General features: G+C 72.1%; 21 protein-coding genes. 12 read left to right on the top strand and 9 right to left on the bottom strand.

The window, feature by feature from the left end:
• The first annotated feature begins 230 nt into the window (after positions 1–230).
• Together MKK69_RS20005 and MKK69_RS20010 are read left to right on the top strand one after the other, a co-directional pair.
• Positions 231–1,427 (top strand): murein L,D-transpeptidase family protein, encoded by a 1,197-nt coding sequence (locus MKK69_RS20005; RefSeq protein ID WP_243970720.1) that lies wholly within the window; start codon positions 231–233, stop codon positions 1,425–1,427.
• A 205-nt stretch (positions 1,428–1,632) separates the two neighbouring features.
• Positions 1,633–2,562 carry an MBL fold metallo-hydrolase gene (locus MKK69_RS20010; protein ID WP_243970722.1) on the top strand — a complete coding sequence of 310 codons (930 nt, stop codon included), beginning with the start codon at positions 1,633–1,635 and terminating at the stop codon, positions 2,560–2,562.
• Between the two features lie 6 nt (positions 2,563–2,568).
• Here the strand turns inward: MKK69_RS20010 and MKK69_RS20015 are convergent, their stop codons facing one another.
• Positions 2,569–2,775 carry a hypothetical protein gene (locus MKK69_RS20015; RefSeq protein ID WP_243970724.1) on the bottom strand — a complete coding sequence of 69 codons (207 nt, stop codon included), beginning with the start codon at positions 2,773–2,775 and terminating at the stop codon, positions 2,569–2,571.
• A 341-nt stretch (positions 2,776–3,116) separates the two neighbouring features.
• Here MKK69_RS20015 and MKK69_RS20020 point away from each other — a divergent pair, with 341 nt between their 5' ends.
• Positions 3,117–4,286, top strand: coding sequence for a complex I NDUFA9 subunit family protein (locus MKK69_RS20020; protein ID WP_243970869.1), 1,170 nt, complete (start codon positions 3,117–3,119; stop codon positions 4,284–4,286).
• Between the two features lie 65 nt (positions 4,287–4,351).
• Entirely contained in the window at positions 4,352–5,317 is a 966-nt protein-coding gene (locus tag MKK69_RS20025) for an NAD-dependent epimerase/dehydratase family protein (RefSeq protein ID WP_243970726.1), read from the top strand.
• A gap of 15 nt (positions 5,318–5,332) precedes the next feature.
• Here the strand turns inward: MKK69_RS20025 and MKK69_RS20030 are convergent, their stop codons facing one another.
• The 4 genes from MKK69_RS20030 to MKK69_RS20045 all read right to left on the bottom strand — a co-directional run bounded on the left by MKK69_RS20030 (position 5,333) and on the right by MKK69_RS20045 (position 9,188).
• Entirely contained in the window at positions 5,333–6,535 is a 1,203-nt protein-coding gene (locus MKK69_RS20030) for a CaiB/BaiF CoA transferase family protein (RefSeq protein WP_243970728.1), read from the bottom strand.
• An 87-nt stretch (positions 6,536–6,622) separates the two neighbouring features.
• A complete protein-coding gene (locus MKK69_RS20035) occupies positions 6,623–7,423 on the bottom strand; it encodes an IclR family transcriptional regulator (protein WP_243970730.1) in 801 nt (266 codons plus the stop codon).
• Positions 7,424–7,437: 14 nt separating this feature from the next.
• Positions 7,438–8,175 carry an enoyl-CoA hydratase/isomerase family protein gene (locus MKK69_RS20040; protein ID WP_243970732.1) on the bottom strand — a complete coding sequence of 246 codons (738 nt, stop codon included), beginning with the start codon at positions 8,173–8,175 and terminating at the stop codon, positions 7,438–7,440.
• Entirely contained in the window at positions 8,172–9,188 is a 1,017-nt protein-coding gene (locus MKK69_RS20045; RefSeq protein ID WP_243970734.1) for an NAD(P)H-dependent flavin oxidoreductase, read from the bottom strand. The genes MKK69_RS20040 and MKK69_RS20045 overlap by 4 nt, the downstream gene beginning before the upstream one ends.
• Before the next feature lie 327 nt (positions 9,189–9,515).
• Here MKK69_RS20045 and MKK69_RS20050 point away from each other — a divergent pair, with 327 nt between their 5' ends.
• The 4 genes from MKK69_RS20050 (at position 9,516) to MKK69_RS20065 (ending at position 15,465) form a co-directional block, all read left to right on the top strand.
• On the top strand, positions 9,516–11,588 hold the full coding sequence (locus MKK69_RS20050; protein WP_243970736.1) for a 3-hydroxyacyl-CoA dehydrogenase NAD-binding domain-containing protein: 2,073 nt from the start codon (positions 9,516–9,518) through the stop codon (positions 11,586–11,588).
• Positions 11,589–11,745: 157 nt separating this feature from the next.
• Entirely contained in the window at positions 11,746–12,930 is a 1,185-nt protein-coding gene (locus MKK69_RS20055; protein ID WP_243970738.1) for an acetyl-CoA C-acyltransferase, read from the top strand.
• 2 nt (positions 12,931–12,932) lie between these two features.
• On the top strand, positions 12,933–14,129 hold the full coding sequence (locus tag MKK69_RS20060; protein ID WP_243970740.1) for an acyl-CoA dehydrogenase family protein: 1,197 nt from the start codon (positions 12,933–12,935) through the stop codon (positions 14,127–14,129).
• Positions 14,130–14,310: 181 nt separating this feature from the next.
• On the top strand, positions 14,311–15,465 hold the full coding sequence (locus MKK69_RS20065) for an acyl-CoA dehydrogenase family protein (RefSeq protein ID WP_243970742.1): 1,155 nt from the start codon (positions 14,311–14,313) through the stop codon (positions 15,463–15,465).
• A gap of 175 nt (positions 15,466–15,640) precedes the next feature.
• Here MKK69_RS20065 and MKK69_RS20070 read toward each other — a convergent pair whose 3' ends face one another.
• The 4 genes from MKK69_RS20070 to MKK69_RS20085 all read right to left on the bottom strand — a co-directional run bounded on the left by MKK69_RS20070 (position 15,641) and on the right by MKK69_RS20085 (position 18,749).
• On the bottom strand, positions 15,641–16,513 hold the full coding sequence (locus MKK69_RS20070; RefSeq protein WP_243970745.1) for a tetratricopeptide repeat protein: 873 nt from the start codon (positions 16,511–16,513) through the stop codon (positions 15,641–15,643).
• Between the two features lie 332 nt (positions 16,514–16,845).
• The gene (locus tag MKK69_RS20075) at positions 16,846–17,958 is read right to left on the bottom strand and encodes a 5-(carboxyamino)imidazole ribonucleotide synthase (RefSeq protein ID WP_243970747.1); all 1,113 of its coding nucleotides are present in this window, start codon (positions 17,956–17,958) and stop codon (positions 16,846–16,848) included.
• Complete coding sequence (purE, locus tag MKK69_RS20080) at positions 17,955–18,452, bottom strand: 5-(carboxyamino)imidazole ribonucleotide mutase (protein WP_243970749.1); 498 nt, start codon at positions 18,450–18,452, stop codon at positions 17,955–17,957. Before purE ends, MKK69_RS20075 begins: the two co-directional genes overlap by 4 nt.
• A 78-nt stretch (positions 18,453–18,530) precedes the next feature.
• Positions 18,531–18,749 carry a YdcH family protein gene (locus MKK69_RS20085; protein WP_243970751.1) on the bottom strand — a complete coding sequence of 73 codons (219 nt, stop codon included), beginning with the start codon at positions 18,747–18,749 and terminating at the stop codon, positions 18,531–18,533.
• Between the two features lie 173 nt (positions 18,750–18,922).
• On the opposite strand from MKK69_RS20085, the gene MKK69_RS20090 reads away from it, so the two are divergent.
• The 4 genes from MKK69_RS20090 (at position 18,923) to MKK69_RS20105 (ending at position 23,128) form a co-directional block, all read left to right on the top strand.
• On the top strand, positions 18,923–19,105 hold the full coding sequence (locus MKK69_RS20090; RefSeq protein WP_243970753.1) for a YdcH family protein: 183 nt from the start codon (positions 18,923–18,925) through the stop codon (positions 19,103–19,105).
• A 237-nt stretch (positions 19,106–19,342) separates the two neighbouring features.
• The gene (locus tag MKK69_RS20095) at positions 19,343–21,268 is read left to right on the top strand and encodes an AMP-binding protein (protein WP_243970755.1); all 1,926 of its coding nucleotides are present in this window, start codon (positions 19,343–19,345) and stop codon (positions 21,266–21,268) included.
• A 97-nt stretch (positions 21,269–21,365) separates the two neighbouring features.
• Positions 21,366–21,785, top strand: coding sequence for a CopG family transcriptional regulator (locus tag MKK69_RS20100; RefSeq protein WP_243970757.1), 420 nt, complete (start codon positions 21,366–21,368; stop codon positions 21,783–21,785).
• A 77-nt stretch (positions 21,786–21,862) separates the two neighbouring features.
• Entirely contained in the window at positions 21,863–23,128 is a 1,266-nt protein-coding gene (locus MKK69_RS20105; protein WP_243970758.1) for an alpha/beta hydrolase family esterase, read from the top strand.
• The last annotated feature ends 25 nt before the right edge of the window (positions 23,129–23,153 follow it).

The raw sequence follows: 23,153 nt of genomic DNA on the forward strand, positions 1-23,153 counted from the left end.
CCGCGCGTCATACATCGGGCGATGGCCCGTTTCTGGAGCCGTGCCGGCCGCCGTCGGCTTCGACCGCGCAGCGCATGTCGCCAAGCCCCAGACGACGGCCCGAATCGGATCAGCCGCGCCCGTCCGTCGGTGCGGTCCGAGCCACAGCCTCACCGCCGCCGCAATGGCCCGGCAAGCCGATGGCCCGCGTCCGTCCGGCGCCATTCCGGCCGATCCAGTGCGGACGGTTCATGCCTCGAACGCTCCCGATAACGCTCGCCGCCGGTCTGGCGCTCCTGGTGGCCCATGGCGGCCCGGCCGCCGCGCAGGCCGGGAAGGCCGAGGCGCCGATCCCGGCCGCCACCCTGGCGCTGATGGCCCACAAGGGTGTCACGGCCGCGTCCCCGGTCCTGTTCCGGGCCTACAAGAAGGAATCCGAGATCGAGGTCTGGAAGAAGGGCCCGTCGGGCTACGTCTTCATCAAGACCTTCCCGATCTGCCGCTGGTCCGGGCAGCTCGGGCCCAAGCGCCGGAGCGGCGACCGGCAGACCCCGGAGGGGTTCTACACGGTGCCCCGGGGCCAGATGAACCCGAACTCGCACTACTACCTGTCCTTCGACGTCGGCTATCCCAACGCCTACGACCGGGCCCACGGGTCCACCGGCTCGGCCGTGATGGTCCACGGCATCTGCTCGTCGATGGGCTGCTTCGCCATGACCGACGGCACGGTCGGCGAGATCTACGCCATCGCCCGCGACGCCCTGAAGGGCGGGCAGGCGGCGTTCCAGTTCCAGTCCTACCCGTTCCGGATGACCGCCGAGGCCATGGCCCGGCACCGGCTGGACCCGAACATCGCGTTCTGGCGCGAGCTCAAGGCCGGGTCCGACCGGTTCGAGGCGAGCCGCGAGGAGCTCCAGGTCTCGGTGGCCGCCGGCCGCTACGCCTTCGCCCCGTCCCGGAATCCCGCCGTGGAGGCGGCGGTGGCGACCCGGCGGGCCGTGGAGGACGCGCGGATCGCCGCCCTGGCCGAGACCGGGGAGCCCGCCGTGCGCATCACCTATTCCGACGGGGGGCAGAACGCCTTCTGGGCGGCCTACACGGCCCGGGGCGGCACGGTCGGCGACATCAGCCGCCCGGAGGCCCTGGCCTTCGCCGGACAGGAGGTGGTGGTCGTGCCGGCGCACCGCGCCCCGCGCCCGGTGCCTCAATCCGTCTGGGCCGCCTGGGCCGCGGCGGATTCCGTGCTGTCCCCCCGGCGGATGGCCGGCTTCGTCCCGGTCTACGAGCGCGCCGCCGACCCGTTCGGGGCGCTGGCCGCCCCCCTGCCGACCCGCTACGGCGACGGTCTGCCCTCCTGGCTCGCCGCCGGCCTCGGCGGCCGGGTTCCCGGCTCCCCGAATCTGCCCGGCGCGACGCCCGGTCTCCTGGCCTCGGCCGAAGGCCCTTGAGGCATGCAAGCGCCCGGCCCGGCGACCCGTCCGTGTGCGAAGACGCACATCACGGGGGCTCTCGGCACACCAATTCATGGTACGGCAGGGGACGAACGGTACTCTCGTTCCGTCGGCCTGCCGTAATCAGAGCACTCTTCCCGGAACGGCGACGGGGTTTCGATCGTAACGGATCGGGATTGACGTCCGCAGATTCGTGATCGCCATGTCCAATCGTTTTGAGCCGGCCCTCCCGGCGGCCGACCAAGACCTCGTCCTCCGGTTCTGGGGCGTGCGCGGCTCGACCCCGGTCAGCGGCCCGCAATACGCCGAGTTCGGCGGCAACACGCCGTGCCTGGAGGTGCGCTGCGGGCAGCGCCTCTTCATCGTGGACGCGGGCTCGGGCCTCTACAATCTCGGGCAGGGCCACCGCACCGACCTGCCCCGGGAAGTCGACCTGCTGTTCAGCCACCTGCATCTCGACCACACGGCGGGTCTGCCGTTCTTCAAGCCCGCGGTCCTCGACTGCGACCGCGTGATCAACACCTATTGCGGCAATCTCGGCGGCGAATCGGCCGGGCCGACCCTCGACCGTCTGTTCGCGCCGCCGCTCTTCCCGGTTACCCTCGACAAGCTGTGCTGCACCTTCCACCACCATGGGTTCGAGGCGGGGCAGACCCTGACCTTCCCGGACGGGGTGCGGGTCGACACGATCCCGCTGAACCATCCGCAGGGCTCGGTGGGCTACCGGTTCGAGCATGGCGGCCGGCGCCTGTGCCTGATCAGCGACATCGAGCACAGCGATCCCTGGCCGGACCCGGAGCTCGCCCGGTTCGTCGCCGGCGCCGACCTGATGGTCTATGACGGCATGTTCACCGACGGCGAGTACCCGACCTGCCGGGGCTGGGGCCATTCCACGTGGCAGAAGGGCGTCGAGCTGGCGCGGGTCGCGGGCGTGAAGGCGCTGGCCATCATCCACCTGCATCCGGCCCATTCCGACACGGCGCTCCGCGACATGGAGGCCGATCTCCAGGCCGAGATGCCCACCGCCTTCATCGCCCGCGAATCGCAGAGCATCACCGTGGGCACACCCCGGACCGTGACCCGCCGCCCCGCCGTGGCGCGCGAGGTGCGCCGCCGGATCAAGGTCGCCTGAACCGCCTCAGACGGAGCGACCCGCCGCGCGGGCCCTGCGCGCCCGGTCGAACCGCCGGAATCCGAACAGCACGAACAGGGCGACGCCGATCGTCAGGATGCTCCAGCCGTAATTGCTGACGAGCTGGGCGTCGATCGGATGGCCGATCCAGCCGAGGGCGACAAGCAGCCCGAAGGCGGCGATCGCCGCTGAAACGAGCATCCCGACAATCATCGAATTCTCCGGCGAACCGCGCCCGCACCGTCCGACGCGGCGCGCGAGACCGGAAGAATGCGCGGGACCGGCAGCCGTTCCGTGCCTCCGCCGGGCATGTCCCCGGCACACCGGGACCCCGAAGCGGGAGCCCTAAGGCGTCAGGAAGCGGCGCAAACCGCGATCTTCGCACCGCACCTGATTGCAACGCCCTCGGGCCCCGCTCTAAGTAGGCGCCCTGACGGCGCCCCGGGGCGCGCGCGGAACCCGAGACCACGGCGATGACCGGCCACCAGAACACGACCGCGGGCCCGACCGCGGATACGGCGGCGAACACGCCCCAGGACAGCGGCCCCGCCACCATGGCCGGCCCCAATCTGCTGCGCCCGCAATCCCAGCTCGTGACGATCTACGGCGGCTCCGGCTTCCTCGGTCGGCACGTGGTGCGGGCGCTGGCCAAGCGCGGCTACCGGATCCGCGTGGCGGCGCGGCGGCCGGACCTCGCGCTGTTCCTGCAGCCCCTGGGACAGGTCAACCAGATCGTGGCCGTCCAGGCCAACCTGCGCTACCCCGAGTCCGTGGCCCGCGCCGCCGAGCGCGCGGACGTGCTGATCAACCTCGTCGGCATTCTGCAGGAAACCGGGTCCCAGAGCTTCGCGCGGCTGCAGGTCGAGGGCGCCGAGACGATCGCCCGGGCGGCAGCCCGGCAGGGGGCCCGGATGATCCAGGTCTCGGCGATCGGGGCGGACCCGGCCTCGCCGTCGCTCTACGCCCGCACCAAGGCCGAGGGCGAGGCCAAGGTCTTCGCCGCCTGCCCGGACGCGGTGGTGTTCCGGCCGTCGCTGATCTTCGGCCCCGGCGACGGCTTCTTCAACCGGTTCGCCGGTCTCGCCCGGGCCCTCCCGGTCCTGCCGCTGGCCGGCGGGCAGTCGCGCTTCCAGCCGGCCTTCGTGGGCGATGTCGCCGAGGCGATCGCCCGGGCGGTCGACGGCACGGTCGCGGGGGGCCGGGTCTACGAACTCGGCGGCCCGGAGGTGGGCACGCTGGAGCACTTCGTGCGCTACATGCTCAAGACGATCCAGCGCAAGCGCGTCGTGGTCGATCTGCCCCTGCCGGTCGCCAAGCTTCAGGCCCGCATGCTGGAGATCGCCGACACCCTGACCTTCGGCCTGCTGCCGGACTCGCTCAAGCTCACCCGCGATCAGGTGATCCTGCTCCAGAACGACAACGTCGTCTCCGAAGCGGCGAAGGCCGAGGGCCGGACCTTCGAGGGCCTCGGCATCCTCCCGACCGCCGCCGAGGCGGTGGTGCCGGGCTACCTCTGGACCTACCGCAAGGCGGGTCAGTTCGCCACCGATCGGGACGAGGAGCTGCTGTCCGAAGTGCCCGACACGCTGGCATCGAAGCCCATGGCGGCCGGCTCGCAGCACAGGCCCCAGACCGCCTCCGGCCCGGCGATCGGCGCCGATGCCGGCAGCTCGCCGGGGCGGGGCGGCGGAAGCGTGCGCTGGGGCACCCGGAAGCCGGGCTAGATGGCGCATCCCATCCCGAGCCGCGCGCAAGCGGCGCCCGCGCACCGCGAACCGGCGGTCCGGGCGTGAGGCGCATCCTCGTCACCGGCGCCGCCGGCTTCGTCGGCGGCCACGTCCTGCCGCTCCTGGCGGCGGCGGGGGATCGCGTCGCGGGGATCGGCCGGGGGCCGTCCCCCCGCCTGCCGGAGGGCGTGACCTACGAGACCGTCGACCTCCTCGACGACGCCGCCCTCGGCGGCTTCGTGGACCGGTTCCGGCCGACCGCGATCCTCCACCTGGCCGGCCTCGCCTCGGTGGCGGATTCCGCCAGCGGGCCCGGGCAGACCTGGCGGGTGAACGTCAACGGCCTGATGAACCTCGTCGCCGCCGTGGAAGCCGTGCCGGACTGCACGTTCTTCTTCGTCAGCTCCGGCGAAGTCTACGGCAGCGCCTTCCTGGCCGGCCACGCCCTCACCGAGGCGGCCGAGCCGCTGCCGCGCAACACCTATGCCCGGTCAAAATGGGTCGGCGAGCAGCTCCTGCACGACCTGCTGCCCCGGATCGGCGTGAAGCTCGTGGTGCTGCGGCCGTTCAACCATATCGGACCCGGCCAGGACGAGCGCTTCGTGGTGGCCTCCTTCGCGGGCCAGATCGCCCGGATCGAGGCCGGGCTGGTACCGCCCCGCCTCGAAGTCGGCAACCTCTCCTCGCACCGCGACTTCCTGGACGTGGCCGACGTAGCGCAGGCCTATGCCGACCTCATCGGCCGGGCGGAATCCCTGGCGGATGGCAGCGTGTTCAACATCAGTTCCGGCGCACCGCGGACGATCGCGAGCGTGCTCGAGGACTTGCGCACCCGGGCCCGCGTGCCCTTCGAGATCCGGATCGCCCCCGAGCGGGTGCGCCCGGCCGAGATCCCGATGGCGGCGGGCGATGCCGGCCGGTTGCGCGCCACCACCGGCTGGCAGCCGCGGGTCGCGTGGGACGCCGCCCTGAACCGGGTGCTGGACGATGCCCGGGCCCGGCTGGCGGCCGCGCACGGCGCCGGGTGAGGGCGCGCGTCGCCGCTACCGCACCACGCCCTTCGCGGTGAGCGCCGCCCACGCCCCCGCCGGGTCGTCCAGGCACTCCGCCAGGATCTCCGCACTCGAATCCCCCAGGCTCGGCGGCATCCGGCGGACCGGCAGCCGCCGCCCATCGAGGCGGTAGGGCGGGGCGATCACGTGCGCGTTCCCGGAGCCCTCGACCACGAGCCCGGCCTCCCGGGCCCGGTCGCAGGTCAGCGCCTCGCGCAGGCCCATCACCTCGCCGCAGGGGATGCCCGCCGCCCGCAGCCGGGCGATCAGCGGCGCGCGTTCCCACGTGGCGAGTTCGGCCTCCAGGATCGGGATGAAGGCGGCGCGGTTCTTCGAGCGGTCGAGATTGGTGGCGAAGCGCGGATCGGCGACGAGGTCCGGCCGCGCCAGGACCTGCTCGCAGAAGCGGCGGTACTGGGCGTTGTTGCCCACCGTGATCACCACCGGCCCGTCCCCGGCCTCGAACACCCCGTAGGGCACGATCGACGGATGGGCGTTGCCGTAGCGGGGCGGGTCAATGCCCCGGGCGAGCGCCTCCAGGCCGTAATAGGAGGTCAGGGCCACGCCGCAATCGAACAGAGCGAGGTCGATGGTCCGGCCGCGCCCGGTCCGCTCCCGCTGGAACAGGGCCGCGAGCACGGCCTGGGCGGCGTATTGCCCGGTGAACAGGTCGACCGCCGCGACCCCGAACTTCAGGGGCGCCCCCCCGGCCTCGCCGTTGAGTGCCATCACCCCCGATTCGCCCTGCACCACGAGGTCGTAGCCCGGCCGGCCCGCCTCGGAGCCGGCCGGGCTGTAGCCTGCGATCGAGCAGTAGATCAGGCCGGGATTCTCGGACGCGAGCGCCGCGTAGCCGAGGCCGAGCTTCTCGGCCCCGCCGGTCTTGAAGTTCTGGACCAGCACGTCGCTGTCGCGGGCCAGCACCCTGACGATCGCCAGCCCCTCCGGCGTGGCGAGGTCGACCCCGATCGAGCGCTTGTTGCGGTTCACGCTGTCGAAATACGAGGTGTTGCCGGGGGTCGTGGTCACCCCCCAGTCGCGGGTGTCGTCGCCGCGCTCCGGATGCTCGACCTTGATCACGTCGGCGCCGAGATCGCCGAGCACCTGCGCGCACCACGGCCCCGCCAGGACCCGGGACAGGTCGAGGACCCGGATCCCGGCGAGCGGGAGGTCGTGAGCCGGATCAGCATCCATCGGAGGGCTCCTCGGTGGGGGGTCGCGCATCATGAATGTCCCGAAGTCAAAAGGTTTTCGACCCTTTGGGAACCCGCTCGTCATGGGCTAAGCGCCCATCACGCCGTCGAGGCTGCGCACGGCGGCGATAAGTTTCGGACGCGCCACCTCCATGAGGAAGCGCGGGTCGGTGATGACCGTCGGGGCGCCGCAATTGACCGACATCGGCGGCAGGCCGCCGCCGGGATGGAACCCCACCGCGATGGCGCAGACCGTCTCCTGCCATTCGCCGAACGAGGTGCAGCAGCCGATCTCCCGGTGCTCGGCCACCGCCCGGTCGAGGCCGGCGCGGAGGGCGGGCCACGCCACCGGGTCGAGGGCCTTCAAGTCCTCGTAGATGCCCACGCGCTCGCGGTCCGGGCAGATCGCCACGTAGGCCCGGCCCATGGCGCTGCGGGCGAGCGAGATGCGCGAGCCGGTATCGAGGTTGAGGGAGATCGCCGCCGGGCCGCGCTGGCAGTCGACGTAGCGCATGCTCAGCCGGTCGCGGACCCCGAGCCCCACCGAGGCGTTGGCCGCCTCCGCCACCGCGCGCAGGACCGGCCGGGCGATGCCGCGCACGTCGAGCCCACCCAGCGCCGCCGAACTGAGGGCGATGGTCGCGGTGCCGAGCCGGTAGCGGCCGAGTTCGGGCATGTGCTGGAGATAGCCGAGTCTGGTCAGGGTGTAGGTGAGCCGCGACACGGTGGAGCGGGGCAGCCCGCAGGCCTCGGCGATGTCGTGGTTGGCGAGGCTCGTCCGCCCCGGGCCGAAGCAGGCCAGCACCGCCAGCCCCCGGGCCAGCGCCGTGACGAAGTGGCGGTCCTCCTTCGCCCCCTCGGCACCCGGCCCGGCCGGATCGGGCAGCACCGCCCCCTCCGCACTCATCGGCGCAGGAACGCCGCGAAGGCCGCCTGCGCCTCCGGGCTCCGGCGGAGCGCGTGGAACACCTGCGCCTCCTCGGCCAGCGCGCGGGCGACGCTGTCGTCGTGGCCCCGGCGCAGGGCCCGCTTGGTCGCGGTGATCGAGGCCGGGGGCAGGGCGGCGAGCGACCGGGCTCTCGCCATCGCGGTGTCGAGCGCCGCCCCCTCGGGCACCGCGGCGTTGATGAGACCGGCCGACACCGCGTCCTGCGCCGTGAAGGGCTCGCCGAGCAGGAGCAGTTCGGCCGCGCGCTTCGTGCCCGCCGCGAGGGGAAGCAGGTAGCTCGACCCGCCCTCCGGGCTGAGGCCCAGAGCCGTGAACGGCAGGCGGAACCGGGCGCCGGCCCCGGCATAGGCGAGGTCGCAATGCAGCAGCAGGGTCGTGCCGATGCCGACCGCGTGCCCCTCGACGGCCGCGAGCACCGGCTTCGGGCAGGCGCGCAGGGCCTTGAGGAAGGTCAGGCCGGGGCTGTCGCCGGCGGTCTCGACGTCCTGGAAATCCCTCAGGTCGTTGCCGGCGGTGAAGCAGCCGCCCGCGCCGGTGAGCACCACGGCGCGCACGGCCTCGTCGCGTCCCGCCGCGTCGAGGGCGGCGGTCAGGCCGGCATAGGCCGCCCGGTCGAGGGCGTTGCGCCGTTCCGGGCGGTCGAGGGTGACCAGCCGGATCCCGGGCTCCGGATCGGCGACGCGGACGCTCACGGGACGGCCGCGCCGGCATAGTCCCCGGAGAGGCCCGCGAGGCCGGCCCGGGCCGCCGCGTAGTCCCGGGCGAGCCGGGCCACGAGGTCGGCGGTGGCCGGCGCATCCGCGATGGTGCCGACCCCCTGGCCGGCGCCCCAGACGTCCCGCCACGCCTTCACGCTGGCGCTGCCGAAATCCATCGCGGTCTTGTCGCGCACCGGCAGCGCCTCGGGATCGAGCCCGGCGGCGCGGATGCTCGGCGTCAGGTAGTTGCCCGGCACGCCGGTGAAGTACGGAGTGTAGACGATGTCGGCGGCCGCGCTGCCGGCGATCATGTCCTTGTAGGCCGGAACCGCGTTCGCCTCCCGGGTGGCGATGAAGCGGGTGCCCATATAGGCGAGGTCGGCGCCCATGGCCTGGGCGGCCAGGATCGCCGCGCCCGAGGTGATCGCCCCCGACAGGATCAGCGGCCCGTCGTAGAAGCGCCGGATCTCGCCCACGAGGGCGAAGGGGCTGAGCGTGCCGGCGTGTCCCCCGGCGCCGGCGCAGACCAGGATCAGCCCGTCGACTCCGGCCTCCAGGGCCTTCTCCGCGTGTCGGACGGTGGTGACGTCGTGGAACACGACGCCGCCATAGGCATGGACCGGGCGGATCACCGCGTCCGGCGCCCGCAGGGAGGTGATGATGATCGGCACCCGGTGCCGGACGCAGGCCTCGACGTCCTGCGCGAGGCGGTCGTTCGAGGCGTGGACGATCTGGTTCACCGCGAAGGGCGCGATCCTTTTCGCGGGGTCCGCCGCCCGGGCTTCGGCGAGGGTGCGGGTGATCCGCGTCAGCCATTCGTCCAGCAGGTCGGCGGGCCGGGCGTTCAGAGCCGGAAACGACCCGACCACGCCGGACAGGCACTGGGCGATGACCAGATCCGGCCCGGAGACGATGAACATCGGCGCGCAGATCACCGGCAGGGCGAGCCGGCCGCGCAGCACCTCCGGCAGGCGGGCCCCGGAGACCCGTTCGGGACCGTCGCTCACCGCCCGCACTCCGCCGCCCCACGGGCGCTTCCGGGTCGCTCGCCCCGCTCGATGCCGCGCACCGCGATCCTCCCCGTGATTCCCGCGCTCCGCCCGCGACCCCAGCAGCGGTCGTGGCCGAGTCCCAGCCCGCCCAGAGCCGTTTTGATGGCATGGTCCCCCGGCGGCGGTCAAACGGCAGCCCGAGCGCGCTTCTGCAATGCGGAACAGGGGCGGTCGCAGTGTCGGCAGCCGGGATCCATCCTTGACGCAGACCCTCGCTCGGACCAACATTCCGCCAAATTGCAGACGATCATTCTGCATCGCAGAACGACAGGGAGGCTCGGCTTGGTTCGTCAGGAGGTCGACGGCGGCGTGGCCGTGCTCACGCTTGCCAATCCACCGGTCAACGCGCTCGGCGCCGCGTTGCGGGCGGCTCTGGACGCGGCCTTGGGCCAGGCCATCGCGGACGATTCGGTCCGGGCGATCGTGCTGGCGGCCGCGGGCAAGGTCTTCGTGGGCGGCGCCGACATCACCGAGTTCGGCAAGCCGCCGCAGGCGCCGAGCCTGCCCGACATCCTGGACCGGCTCGATGCCAGCCCGAAGCCCGTGGTGGCGGCGATCGGCGGCGCGGCGCTGGGCGGCGGCCTGGAGCTGGCGATGGCCTGCCACGGCCGCCTCGCGGCGCCCACCGCCACGCTCGGCCTGCCGGAGATCAAGCTCGGGATCATCCCGGGGGCCGGGGGCACGCAGCGCCTGCCCCGCCTGATCGGGCCCGACGCCGCCTTCCCGATGATGCTCACCGGCGCGCCGGTCTCGGCCGAGAAAGCAGCCGCGCTCGGCATCGTCGATGCCGTGGTGCTCGGCGACCTCGTGGCGGCGGCCCGGACCCGTGCCCTGGAGATCGCGGATTCGGGCCGGCTTCCGCGGGTGCGCGACCGGTCGGACAAGCTCACGCCGGAGGCGCGCGAAAAATTCGACGCCCAGGCCGCCGAGGCGGTCAAGCGTGACCCCGACGCCACCAACGTCCACGCCCTGGCCCGGGCCGTGCGCGCCGGCCTGGAGCAGGGTTTCGACGCCGCCGTGGCGGCCGAGCGGGCCGAGTTCCGGGCCCTGGTGGAGGATCCGCGCTCCAAGGCCCTGCGCTACGCCTTCTTCGCCGAGCGCGAGGCGGCCCGGGTTCCGGGACTGGCGAAGGACACGCCCCGCCGTCCGATCCACACGGCTGCTGTGATCGGCGCGGGCACGATGGGCGGCGGCATCGCCATGTGCTGCGCCAATGCCGGCATCCCCGTCACCGTGATCGAGACCGAGGCCGGCGCCCTGGAGCGCGGCCTCGACCGGGTGAAGGGCCTCTATGCCGGCTCGGCCAAGCGCGGCTCGATCACCGAGGCCCAGCGGGAGGAGCGGGTCGGCCGGATCACCGGCGCGGTCGGCCTGGAGCACGCGGGCGAGGCCGACATCGTCATCGAGGCGGCCTTCGAGGACATGGGCGTCAAGCGCGCGATCTTTTCGAAGCTCGACGGCATCGCCAAGCCTGGGGCGATCCTGGCGACCAACACCTCCTACCTCGACGTGAACGCCATCGCGGCGATGACCGGCCGGCCGCAGGACGTGCTCGGCCTGCACTTCTTCAGCCCGGCCAACGTGATGCGCCTCGTGGAGGTGGTCCGCGCCGAGAGGACCGCCCCGGAGGTGCTCGCCACCGCCCTCGACCTGGGCAAGCGCCTCAACAAGCTGCCGGTGACGGTGGGCGTCTGCTTCGGCTTCGTTGGCAACCGCATGCTGGAGCGCCGCAGCCGCGCGGGCGAACGCCTGCTGCTGGAGGGCGCGCTGCCCCACGAAGTCGACGCGGCGGTGACCGCCTTCGGCTTCCGGATGGGCCCCTTCGCCATGGGCGACCTCGCCGGCCTCGATATCGGCTGGCGCTCGCGCAAGGATTTCGGCGGCCGTGCGCCGATCGCCGATTCGCTGGCCGGGCAGGGGCGCTACGGCCAGAAGACCGGCCGCGGCTTCTACCTCTACCCGGACGGCGCCCGCACCGGCACCCGCGATCCCGAGGTGGACGCGCTCATCGAGAAGACCGCCGCCGAGCACGGCATCGCGCGCCGCAGCTTTGATTCGGAAGAAATCGTGGAGCGGCTCATGTACCCGATGGTCAACGAGGGCGCCCGGATCCTGGAGGAGGGCATCGCGGCCCGGCCCGGCGACATCGATACGATCTGGATCAACGGCTACAACTGGCCGGCCTGGCGCGGCGGCCCGATGCACTGGGCCGACACGGTCGGGCTCAAGACCGTCGCCGGGGCGCTGTCCCGGTTCGCGGCCGAGACCGGCGACGACAGCCAGGAGCCGGCGCCGCTGCTGCGGAGGCTGGCGGACGCAGGCAGCCGCTTCGCCGACTGGAAGGCGACGGCCTGATGGCCTGTCGGGCCGTGTCCCGGTTTCGAAAGGTCCGGGACCTTTCGCGGGTGCAGGGCAGCGCCCTGCTGGCGGCCGAGGCGACATCCGTCGGGGCATCGCCCCGACACCCTACCAAAGGGCGTGACGCCCTTTGGAAACCCCGGAGGATTTCGGCATGACCGACGCGGTGATCGTCGCGACCGCCCGCACGCCGATCGGCAAGGCGCATCGCGGCGCGCTGAACCTCACCCGCGGCGCCGACCTCGCCGCCCACGCCATCCGCGGCGCCCTGGACCGGGCCCGGCTGGAGCCGGAGGCGGTCGAGGAGGTGGTGCTGGGCTGCGGCTATCCGGAGAACGCCACCGGTGGCAACGTCGCCCGGCACGCCGCCCTGGTGGCGGGGATCCCGGTCGCGTCGGCCGGTGTCACGGTCTCGCGCTTCTGCGCCTCCGGGCTGGAGGCGATCGCCAGCGCCGCCCGCCGGATCATCCTCGACGGCGTGCCGGTGGCGGTGGCGGGCGGTGTCGAGTCGATCAGCCTCGTCCAGCCGAAGGTCCAGCGGGAGCTGACCCGCAACGCCTGGTTGGAGGCGCACCTGCCGGCGATCTACATGCCGATGATCGAGACCGCCGACATCGTGGCGGAGCGCTATGGGATCTCCCGGGAGGCGCAGGATGCCTTCGCGCTTGAGAGCCAGCGCCGCACCGCCGCCGCGCAGGACCGCGGACTGTTCGACGACGAGATCGTGCCGATGTCCGCCGTGATGGCGGTGACCGACAAGGCCACCGGCGAGACTCGGGAGGTCGAGACCCGGCTCGCCAAGGACGAGGGCAACCGGCCCGATACGACGCTCGAGGGCTTGGCCAAGCTCAAGCCCGTGCGCGGGGAGGGCGCCTTCGTCACGGCGGGCAATGCCAGCCAGCTCTCGGACGGCGCCTCGGCCAGCGTGCTGATGTCGGCCGCGGAGGCCGCACGGCGGGGACTGACCCCGCTCGGCACCTTCCGGGGCTTCGCCTCGGCGGGCTGCGGGCCGGACGAGATGGGTATCGGCCCGGTCTTCGCGGTGCCGCGGCTCCTGGAGCGGCAGGGCCTCAGCGTCGATGACATCGACCTGTGGGAGCTGAACGAGGCCTTCGCGTCGCAATCGGTCTATTGCCGCGACCGGCTCGGGATCGACCCGGACAAGGTCAACGTCAACGGCGGGGCCATCGCGGTCGGCCACCCGTTCGGCATGTCGGGGGCGCGGCTCGTGGGCCACGCCCTGCTGGAGGGTCGCCGCCGCGGGGCGCGCTACGCCGTGGTCACCATGTGCGTCGCCGGCGGCCAGGGCTGCGCCGGCCTGTTCGAGATCGGAGGCTGACCATGGATCTCCGCTTCACGCCGGACGAACTCGCGTTCCGCGACGAGGTCCGGACCTTCTGCCGCGAAGAAATCCCGGCGGACATTCGAAAAAAGGTCTCGGAGGGCCGCAGCCTCACCAAGGACGATTACGTCACGAGCCAGCGGATCCTCAACGCCAAGGGCTGGGCGGTGCCGCATTGGCCGCAGGAATGGGGCGGCCGGGATTGGACCTCGATCCAGCGCTACATTTATACGGAAGAACTGTTCCAGGCGGCGGTGCCGCTGCCGCAGCAGTTCAACTGCTACATGTTCGGGCCCGTGCTGGCGACCTTCGGTCAGGACGACCAGAAGGCGCGCTTCCTCCCCCGGGCGGCCAACCTCGACGATTGGTGGTGCCAGGGTTTCTCCGAGCCCGGCGCCGGCTCGGATCTGGCCTCGCTGAAGACCAAGGCCGTGCGCGACGGCGACCACTACGTCGTCGACGGCCAGAAGACCTGGACCACGCTGGGCCAGCACGCCGACTGGATTTTCTGTCTGGTCCGCACCGATTTCGAGGCCAAGAAGCAGCGCGGCATCTCTTTTCTTCTGATCGACATGACGACCCCCGGCATCACCGTGCGCCCGATCCTGACCCTGGAGGGCCGGCACGAGGTCAACGAGGTTTTCTTCGACGCCGTCCGGGTGCCCGTGGAGAACCTCGTGGGCGAGGAGAACCGGGGCTGGGATTACGCGAAATTCCTGCTCGCCAACGAGCGCACCGGCATCGCCCGGATCGGGCTCACCAAGGAGCGGATCGCCCGGATCAAGCGGCTCGCCCGGGAGATGCCGGCCGGGCCCGGCACGATGTGGGACGATCCCGCCTTCCGCGCCCGCGTCGCCGAGGTCGAGGTCGAGCTGAAGGCGCTCGAGATCACCCAGATGCGGGTGGCGGCCAAGCAGGGCCGGGCGGATTCGGTGGAGCCCGATCCGGCCTCCTCGCTCCTCAAGATCCGCGGCTCGCAGCTCCAGCAGGCGGCGACCGAATTGCTGGTCGAACTCGCCGGGCCGTTCGCGCTCGCAGCCCCGGCGCGGGGGGCGGGGGCCAACAACCTGCCCGGCGGCTTCGACTGGGTCGATGCCGCGGCGCCGAGCTACTTCAACAACCGCAAGGTCTCGATCTACGGCGGCTCGAACGAGATCCAGCACAACGTCATCGCCAAGGGCATTCTGGGGTTGTGAGCGGCGGGCCCATCCCATCCACACCCTCATCCTGAGGTGCCCGCATCAGCGGGCCTCGAAGGAGGGCTCCAGCCAGCCGTGCGATCCCTGGAGGGCTCCTTCGAGGCGGCTGCGCCGCACCTCAGGATGAGGGTGTGAGTGGGATGAGCGCCGCCGCCGCGACCATCCGCGAGGGAACACCATGGATTTCGACCTGAACGAGGACCAGTCGCTCCTGCGCGACAGCGTCGAGCGGCTCTGTGCCGACCTCTACCCGTCGCTGGAGAGCCGGCAGGCGCGGCTGAAGGCGGCGCTGGGATTCCCCGCGGAGGGCTGGGCGGCCTTCGCCGAGCTCGGCGTCGCCGGCCTGCCCTTCGCCGAGGAGGAGGGCGGGCTCGGCGGTGGGCCGGTGGAGACCATGCTGGTGATGGAGGCGGTGGGTCGAAACCTGGTGGTCGAGCCGCTGCTGGCGAGCCTCGTCCTTGGCTCGACGGCCCTGCGGCTCGGCGGCAGCCCGGCGCAGAAAGAGCGCCTCGTCCCGGGCCTCGTCGCCGGCGACCTGCGCCTCACCCTGGCCCATACCGAGCGCCAGTCCCGCTACGACCTCTCCGACGTGGCGACGACGGCCCGGCGCTCCGGGGACGGTTTCGTCCTGAGCGGCGCCAAGAGCGTCGTGCCCAATGCCGACGCGGCGGGCCTGATGGTCGTGTCGGCACGGGTCTCCGGGGAGCGGCGCGACCCGCACGGGATCGGCCTGTTCCTCGTGCCGGCCGATGCAGCGGGGGTGGCGATCGAAGCCTATCCGACCCAGGACGGCGGCCGAGCCGCCGAGGTGTCCTTCTCGGACGTGGCGCTCCCAGGCGACGCGGCGCTCGGCGACCCCGAGGGCGGCCTGCCGCTCCTGGAGCGGGTGGTGGAGCACGGCATCGCGGCGCTGGCCGCCGAGGCGGTCGGCTCCATGGACGCGCTCCACAGGCTGACCGTGGACTACCTCAAGACCCGCAAGCAGTTCGGCGTCAGCGTCGGCTCGTTCCAGGCCCTGCAGCACCGGGCCGTGGACATGCTGATCCAGCTGGAACAGGCCCGCTCGATGGCGCTCTACGCCGCCATGATGGTCGACACGCCTGACGCCGCGCCGCGGGCCGCGGCCCTCTCCGCCGTGAAGGTCCAGATCAACAAGGCCTGCCGCTATGTCGGCCAGGAGGCGGTGCAGCTCCACGGCGGCATCGGCATGACCCTGGAATATATCGGCGCCCACCACTTCAAGCGGCTCGCCATGATCGAGTACCAGCTCGGCGACACCGCCCACCACCTTCGGCAGATCACGCAGGGTGAGAACGGACTGCTGGCGGCGTGATCCAAGCGAATAAGGGTTTCCAAAGGGCGAGCCCTTTGGTGGGGCGTCGGGGTGAAACCCCGATGAACAGGTCTCCGACCCCCGGAAGGGGGCCGGAGACCTGTTTTGCAAGGCTCTGCCCTGCACCCGCCAAAGGACTCGTCCTTTGGGATTCCGTTTTCGGATCGTCGCGCGATCAGTTGAACAGCGAGCCGACCCCGCCCTGCACCCGGCCGAGGCCGGCGCGCGCCACGGCGTTGTTCGGGTCGATCGCCGAAGCGCGCTGGTAGTTCTCCATCGCCTCCTTGCGCTGGCCCGACTTCTCGTAGGCCAGGCCCCGATAGGCCCAGGACGTGGCGTCCTTGTTGTTGACGTTGAGCGCCGCGTTGTAGTCCTCGATCGCCTTCGGATACTGGTTGGTGGCGATCAGGCTCTGGCCGCGGGCCGCGTAGGGGGCGGACTTGAACGGGTCGCGGTCGATGGCGGCATCGAAATCGGCGATCGCCTGGGTCTCCTGACCCTGCTTCTGCCGCACGAGGCCGCGGGCATGGTAGGCCTCGGCCGATTCGGGCATCAGCCGGATCGCGACGTTGAGGTCGGACAGCGCGGCGTCGAGATTGCCCTGGGCGCGCTCGACATTGGCGCGGCCGATATAGGCCGGGCCGTAATTCGGATCGATGCCGATCGCCTTGCTGAAATCCTGCAGCGCGGGTCCGTCGCGGCCGATCTGGCGGCTGGCGAGCGCCCGGTTGTTGTAGGCGGAGGCCGAGTTCGGGTCGATCTGGATCGCCTTGGTGAAGTCGGCGATGGCGTCGTTGAACTGGCCGGCCCGGGCATAGGCGGCGCCGCGGGTGTTGTAGGCGGCGGCGTCGTTCGGGTTGCGCTGCACGACCTCGGTCAGCGACGCGATGTTCACGGTGGTGGCGCCCGTGGTGTCCGTCTCCAGCACCGCGTATTGGCGCGGGCCGGCGGCGCTGCCGACGGTCTCGCAGCCGGCCAGAGCCGCGGCCGAAACCAGGACCGCACCGATCAGTACCGTCTTCCGTGCCCGCCCGTTGCGTACGATCATCGCCCCACTCTCCCCGAGGCGCGGCGCGCATCCCGCGCGCCCGCCCCGCCCCTCGCCGTCCAAGTGCCCGCGCCGCGCGCCGGGCCCACCCCATCCGGGGCACCCTCGCGCATCACGGTGAAGGCCAGCTTAAGAAGCGCCGCGGGCTGACACGACCCGTCGCCCGTCCCGGGAGGACACGGGCGGCGCAGGTGAAGCGCGCGACGGCATCGGGCACCGGCCACGGCATCGTGGAAGCGGCGGGATGTGGCGAAGGTATGACCCGGAGGTGTCCCGGCGGGGCCTCGGGGTCGTTGTCCGTCACGCGGCGGCGCGGGTGTGCCCTCGAAGCCTCAGGAACCGGCCGGATCGGACCCCAGCCGGGTGACGTGCCCCATCTTGCGGCCGGGCCGGGCCTCGCCCTTGCCGTAGAGGTGCAGGTGGGCGCCGGGCTCGGCGAGCAGCGCGGCCCAGTCGTCGGCCTGGTCGCCGATCAGGTTGCGCATCTCCACCGGCAGCCCGCCGACCCGGGCCGGGTCGCCGAGCGGCCAGCCGCAGACGGCCCGGACATGCTGGGCGAATTGCGAGGTCCGCGCCCCCTCGATGGTCCAGTGCCCGGAATTGTGGACCCGGGGGGCGATCTCGTTGACCACGAGGCGCTCCGCCCCGTCCTCCCGGACGAGGAACATCTCGACGGCGAGCACGCCGACATAATCGAGCGCGTCGGCGATGCGCTTCGCGATGTCGAGGGCGGCGCGGCCGGTCTCGGCCGTCAGGCCGGGGGCGGGCACCCGGGTCAGCGCCAGGATGTGGTCGCGGTGCTCGTTCTCGCACAGGTCGAAGGCCGCGAAGCTGCCGTCGCGCGCGCGGGCACCGACCACCGAGACCTCGCGCTCGAACGCGACGAAGCCCTCCAGGATCAGCGGCGCGCCGCCGAACTCGGCGAACAGCGCGTTGCGGTCGCCCTCGGAGCGCGCGCGCAGGATGCGCTGGCCCTTGCCGTCGTAGCCGAAGCGGCGGGTCTTGAGCACCGCCGGCAGGCCGATGGCCTCGATCGCCCGGTCGAGGTCGTCGGGCGTGTCCACCGCCCGGAACGGGGCCGTCGGGATGCCGAGGCCGTTGATGAAGTCCTTCTCGGAGAGGCGGTCCTGCGTGGTGGCGAGCGCCCTTGCGTTCGGGTGCAGGGCAGCGTGCCGGCTCAGGATGTCGGCGGTGGCGTGGGGGATGTTCTCGAACTCGTAGGTGACGACGTCGACGCTCGCCGCGAAGGCCGCCAGCGCCTGCGGATCGTCGTAGGCCGCACAGGTGGTGAAGGCGGCGACGTCGAAGGCGGGGCTGTCCTGGTCGGGGGCGTAGACGTGCACCTTGAGCCCGTAATTGGCCGCCGCGAGCGCGATCATGCGCCCGAGCTGCCCGCCGCCGACGATGCCGAGGGTGGAGCCGGGGCCAAGGGTCTTGTCCGTCACGATTGCGCTTCCGTCTCCGGCCGCTCGGCCACCGATGCGGTCTGGGCCGCACGCCATGCCTCGAGGCGCTCCGCCAGATCGGGGTCGGCGAGCGCCAGAACCGATACGGCCAGCAGGGCCGCGTTGACCGACCCGGCCCGGCCGATCGCCAGGGTCCCCACCGGGATGCCGGCCGGCATCTGGACGATGGAGAGCAGGCTGTCCTGCCCGGACAGCGCCTTCGACTCCACCGGCACGCCGAAGACCGGCAGGCGGGTCATGGAAGCCGCCATGCCGGGCAGGTGCGCGGCGCCGCCCGCGCCCGCGATCACGACCTTGAACCCCTCTGCCACGGCGCCCTTGGCGAAGGCTACGAGGCGGTCGGGGGTGCGGTGGGCCGACACGATCCGCGCGTCGTAAGGAACGCCCAGCGCGTCGAGCGTCTCGGCGGCGTGCCGCATGGTCGCCCAGTCGGACTGGCTGCCCATGATGATCGCGACCGGAGGCGACGCCATCGTTGATCCCGGCAAAAGAGGGCGCTTACAGGCGGCGCGGGCCCGCGGCAAGGCGCGGCCCGGCGGCGTCCACCGGCATCAGGCGATGATGTCCGGGGTGATCATGTCCTCGATGTGGAAGATCCGATCGCGCAGGGTGAGCTTGCGCTTCTTCAGGCGCTGGATCTGGAGCTGGTCCCCGGCGACGCTGTGCTCCAGCGCCTCGATGGCGCTGTCGAGGTCCCGGTGCTCCTCGCGCAACCGGGCCAGCTCGACCTCGAGGTCCGGCTGCGCGCTCTCACCCGACTCTGCCGCCATCGTCACCCGCGGACCCGTAAACCGTTCATCGCCCCAGAGCATGCGTCACGCCCTTCCGCGGGACAAGCCGGACCGGCAAGCATTCACCAAGCTTGACCAGAGAAAACGCTTCAACAGGTGCGGCATCCTGTGTCAGTCTCGGCATGTCGAAACGATGACAGGAGATTCGACTCATGTCGCTGCAGACGCATCTGAGCCAACTCGCCCGGAAGCACGAAGCCCTCGAGCGCGAGATTCAGGAAGCGATCCACAGGCCTTCGGCAAACGACCTCCGCATTGCCGAGCTCAAGCGACGGAAACTCCTCCTCAAGGACGAGATCAACAGGCTGCAATCGGGCAGCGGCACGCTGCACTGAGGCGCTGATCCGTCCACCCGGACTGTAAACTCAAACACCACGGACGCCGCCGCATCGAGAGCCCCGGTGCGGCGGTTTTCCTGTGATGCGCGCTGAGCCGCTGCAGCCCGTCTCGACGGAGAGCCGGGGCCCACCGCGCGATCGTCAGGGTTGGGACCGAACCGGCCTCGCGCCCGCGCAGGAATGATCTACTCTGCGCCGACCGCCGGAGAGCGGCGGTGGGGGAACGCCGAGACGATGACGACCGCCAGCCTGCCGGGCCGCTATCCCGGGATCTACGAATCGGCCAGCCGCGATCCGGAGACGTTCTGGCTCGACGCGGCCCGGGCGCTCGCCTGGTCGCGGGCGCCGAGCCGAGCCTTCGCGGCGGAGTCCGGCCCCTACGGCCGCTGGTTCCCGGACGGGATGCTCAACGCCTGCCACAACGCGGTGGACCGCCACGTCGAGGGCGGCCGGGCGGACCAGGTGGCGATCCGCTACGATTCCCCCGTCACCGGCACCAAGCGCAGCATCACCTACCGGGCGTTGCGCGACGCCGTGGCGGCGCTGGCCGCCGTGCTGGCCGGGCTCGGCATCGGCAAGGGCGACCGGGTCATCCTCTACATGCCGATGGTGCCCGAGGCGCTGTTCGGCATGCTGGCCTGCGCCCGGCTCGGTGCGGTCCACTCGGTGGTGTTCGGCGGCTTCGCGGCGAACGAACTGGCGGTGCGGATCGAGGACGCGGCGCCCAAGGTGGTGCTGGCCGCCTCCTGCGGGATCGAGCCGAACCGGGTGGTCGCCTACAAGCCGCTCCTCGACGCGGCCATCGCCGCCTCCAGCCACAAGCCGGATGCCTGCCTGATCCTGCAGCGCCCGCAGAGCCCCGCGACGCTGGTGCCGGGGCGGGACCGCGACTGGGCCGAGGCGGTGGCGGCCGCCCAGGCGGCGGGGGAGCGGGCGGATTGCGTGCCGGTCGCCGCCACCGACCCGCTCTACATCCTCTACACCTCGGGCACGACGGGAAAGCCCAAGGGCGTGGTTCGCGACACCGGCGGCTATCTCGTGGCGCTCGCATGGTCGATGCCGAATCTCTACGGCGTCGCCCCCGGCGAGACCTATTTCTGCGCCTCCGACATCGGCTGGGTCGTCGGCCATTCCTACATCGTCTACGCGCCGCTGCTCCACGGCTGCACGACGGTGCTCTACGAGGGCAAGCCGGTGGGCACCCCCGATGCCGGGGCGTTCTGGCGGGTCGTCGCCGAGTACGGGGTCGTCTGCCTGTTCACCGCGCCGACGGCGCTGCGGGCGATCAAGAAGGAGGACTCTTCGGGCGCCCGGATCGCCGACTACGACCTCTCGGCCTTCCGCAGCTTGTTCCTGGCCGGCGAGCGGGCCGATCCGGATTCGGTTGCCTGGGCCGAGCGGGTGCTGAACCGGCCCGTCATCGACCATTGGTGGCAGACCGAGACCGGCTGGCCCATCGCCGGCAACCCGCTGGGGCTCGGCCTGCTGCCGGTGAAGCACGGCAGCACCTGCGTGCCGATGCCCGGCTACACGGTCGCGGTGCTCGACGAGGGCGCCAAGCCGGTCCCGGCCGGCACGATGGGCACGATCGCGATCCGCCTGCCCCTGCCCCCCGGCTGCCTACCGACCCTCTGGGGTTCGGATGCGCGGATGCGGTCGAGCTACCTCGCCACCTTCCCGGGCTACTACGACACCTCGGATGCCGGGGTGATCGACGCGGACGGCTACATCACGGTGCTGGGACGGACCGACGACATCATCAACGTCGCGGGCCACCGCCTGTCCACCGGCGGCATGGAGGCGGTGCTGGCCGGCCATCCGGACGTGGCGGAATGCGCGGTCATCGGCGTCCGCGACGCCCTGAAGGGCGAGGTGCCCTGCGGCTTCGTGGTGCTCAAGGCCGGCGTCGACCGGCCGACCGAGGCGATCGAGCGGGAACTCGTCGCCAAGGTGCGCGACGAGATCGGCCCGGTGGCGGCGTTCAAGCTGGCGCTGACCGTGCCGCGGCTGCCCAAAACCCGCTCGGGCAAGATCCTGCGCGCCACCATGAAACGCATCGCCGATCACGAGCCCTGGACCATGCCGGCGACGATCGACGATTCCGCGGCCCTCGACGAGATCGGCGAGAGCCTGAAGGCGCGCGGGATCGGCGCCGACTGACCGCCGACGGACGCCATCGCCCCGCCGGCCCTTGTAAGGGCCGCGCCCATAGCCATCTCTAGACCATCCAATCGGATGGCCTGGAGAATCCAACCCGATGAGCGAGCCGGTAAACGCGCCGCGCCCGAAGGTCCCGGACAGCGAGAAGATCACCGTCAATCTCGGCTTCGTCGATCTCGGGCGCGTCGACCTGATGGTCCGCGACGGGTTCTACGCCAACCGCGCCGACTTCATCCGCACCGCGGTGCGCAACCAGCTCGACCGCCAGAACGAGGCGGTCCGCCAATCCGTGGCCCGTCGCCAGCTCCGCCTGGGGGTGGCGCACTACACCCGGGCCGATCTGGAGGCGGCCCGGGATGCCGGGACGCCGCTGCACATCCAGGTCCTGGGCCTCGCCACCGTCGCGGGCGACGTCACCCCCGAACTGGCCCGCGCCGCCATCGCCGCCGTGGAGGTGCTCGGCGCCTTCCAGGCCAGCCCCGCCGTGAAGGCCGCCCTGGCCGACCGGATCACCTGACGCCCCCCGATGCACCGGTCCCAGAGACGGATGAACCGTCCGGCCGCGTCCGAACCGCTTCCCGAAGGATCGGCCCCATGTTCCGTTTTCCCAAACTCGACTTCTCCAAACTCGATCCGTCGAAGCTCGAAGGGCTGGATCCCGGCCGCTTCGGCTCCGGTGCCGACCCGACCGGCCGGTTCACCGACGCGATGGCCAAGCTCCGGCGCGAGCAGGCCGCGGCCTTCGCCCGGTGGAAACAGAGCTACGGGCAACCGGGCGATCCCCCCGCTCCGGCGGGCGGCGACAGCGCGATCATCGACATGGAGGCGCCCGCCGCCCCCGGCGGCGCCTGGACGGCGCCCCGGCCGGACCGGACCGGCACGGCGGAGCCCGAAGCCGGTTCTAAAGCGCGCCCCAAGGCGGGGCTCGACCTGTCGGCGATGATGCGCGGCCTGCGCGAGGGCCACCCGGCGGGAAGCGGGGGATCGCCGGCCCCGGTCCCGCCCGGCGCCCGGTTCGAGGAGCGGGTCTTCACGGGGGCCGCCGGCAGCCGGCGTTACAAGGTCTACGTCCCGAGCGGCCATGCCGGGCAAGCGCTACCCCTGGTGGTGATGCTGCACGGCTGCACCCAGAATCCGGACGATTTCGCCGCGGGCACGCAGATGAACGCCCTGGCCGAGGCGCAGGGGTTCCTGGTGGCGTATCCGGAGCAGTCGCAGGCCGCCAACATGCAGCGGTGCTGGAACTGGTACGCGGCCGGCGATCAGGCCCGCGCGGGCGGCGAGCCGGAACTCATCGCCGGCATCGCCCGGGCGGTGCTGGCGGAGTTCTCGGGCGATCCCACCAAGGTCTACGCGGCGGGACTCTCGGCCGGCGGCGCCGCGGCGGCGATCCTGGCGGCGACCTACCCGGACCTGTTCGCCGCCGTCGGCGTCCATTCCGGGCTGGCCTGCGGCGCCGCCCGGGACATGCCGACGGCCTTCGCGGCGATGAAGGGCAAGGCGGGGGTCACCGGGCGCAACAGTCAGGCGGTGCCGACCATCGTGTTCCACGGCGACGGCGACCGCACGGTGCACCCGGCCAACGGCGATCAGGTGATCGCCCAGGCCGGCGCAGCCCCGGGCCTCGCCGAAACGGTCAGCCGGGGCACGAGCCCGGGGGGCATCGCCTATACCTGCACGACCCGCAGCGATGCGGATGGACGTCCGGTCCAGGAATACTGGGTCCTGCACGGGGTCGGGCATGCCTGGTCGGGGGGCAGCCCGGCCGGCTCCTACACGGAGCCGCGGGGCCCGGATGCGAGCGGCGCGATGGTGCGCTTCTTCCTGTCCCACACACTCCAGCCGCGCCCCCGGACCTGAGGCCGGGCGGCGCGGCCCGGACGCC

The organism is Methylobacterium sp. J-026 (genome assembly GCF_022829585.1).
Lineage (GTDB): Bacteria > Pseudomonadota > Alphaproteobacteria > Rhizobiales > Beijerinckiaceae > Methylobacterium.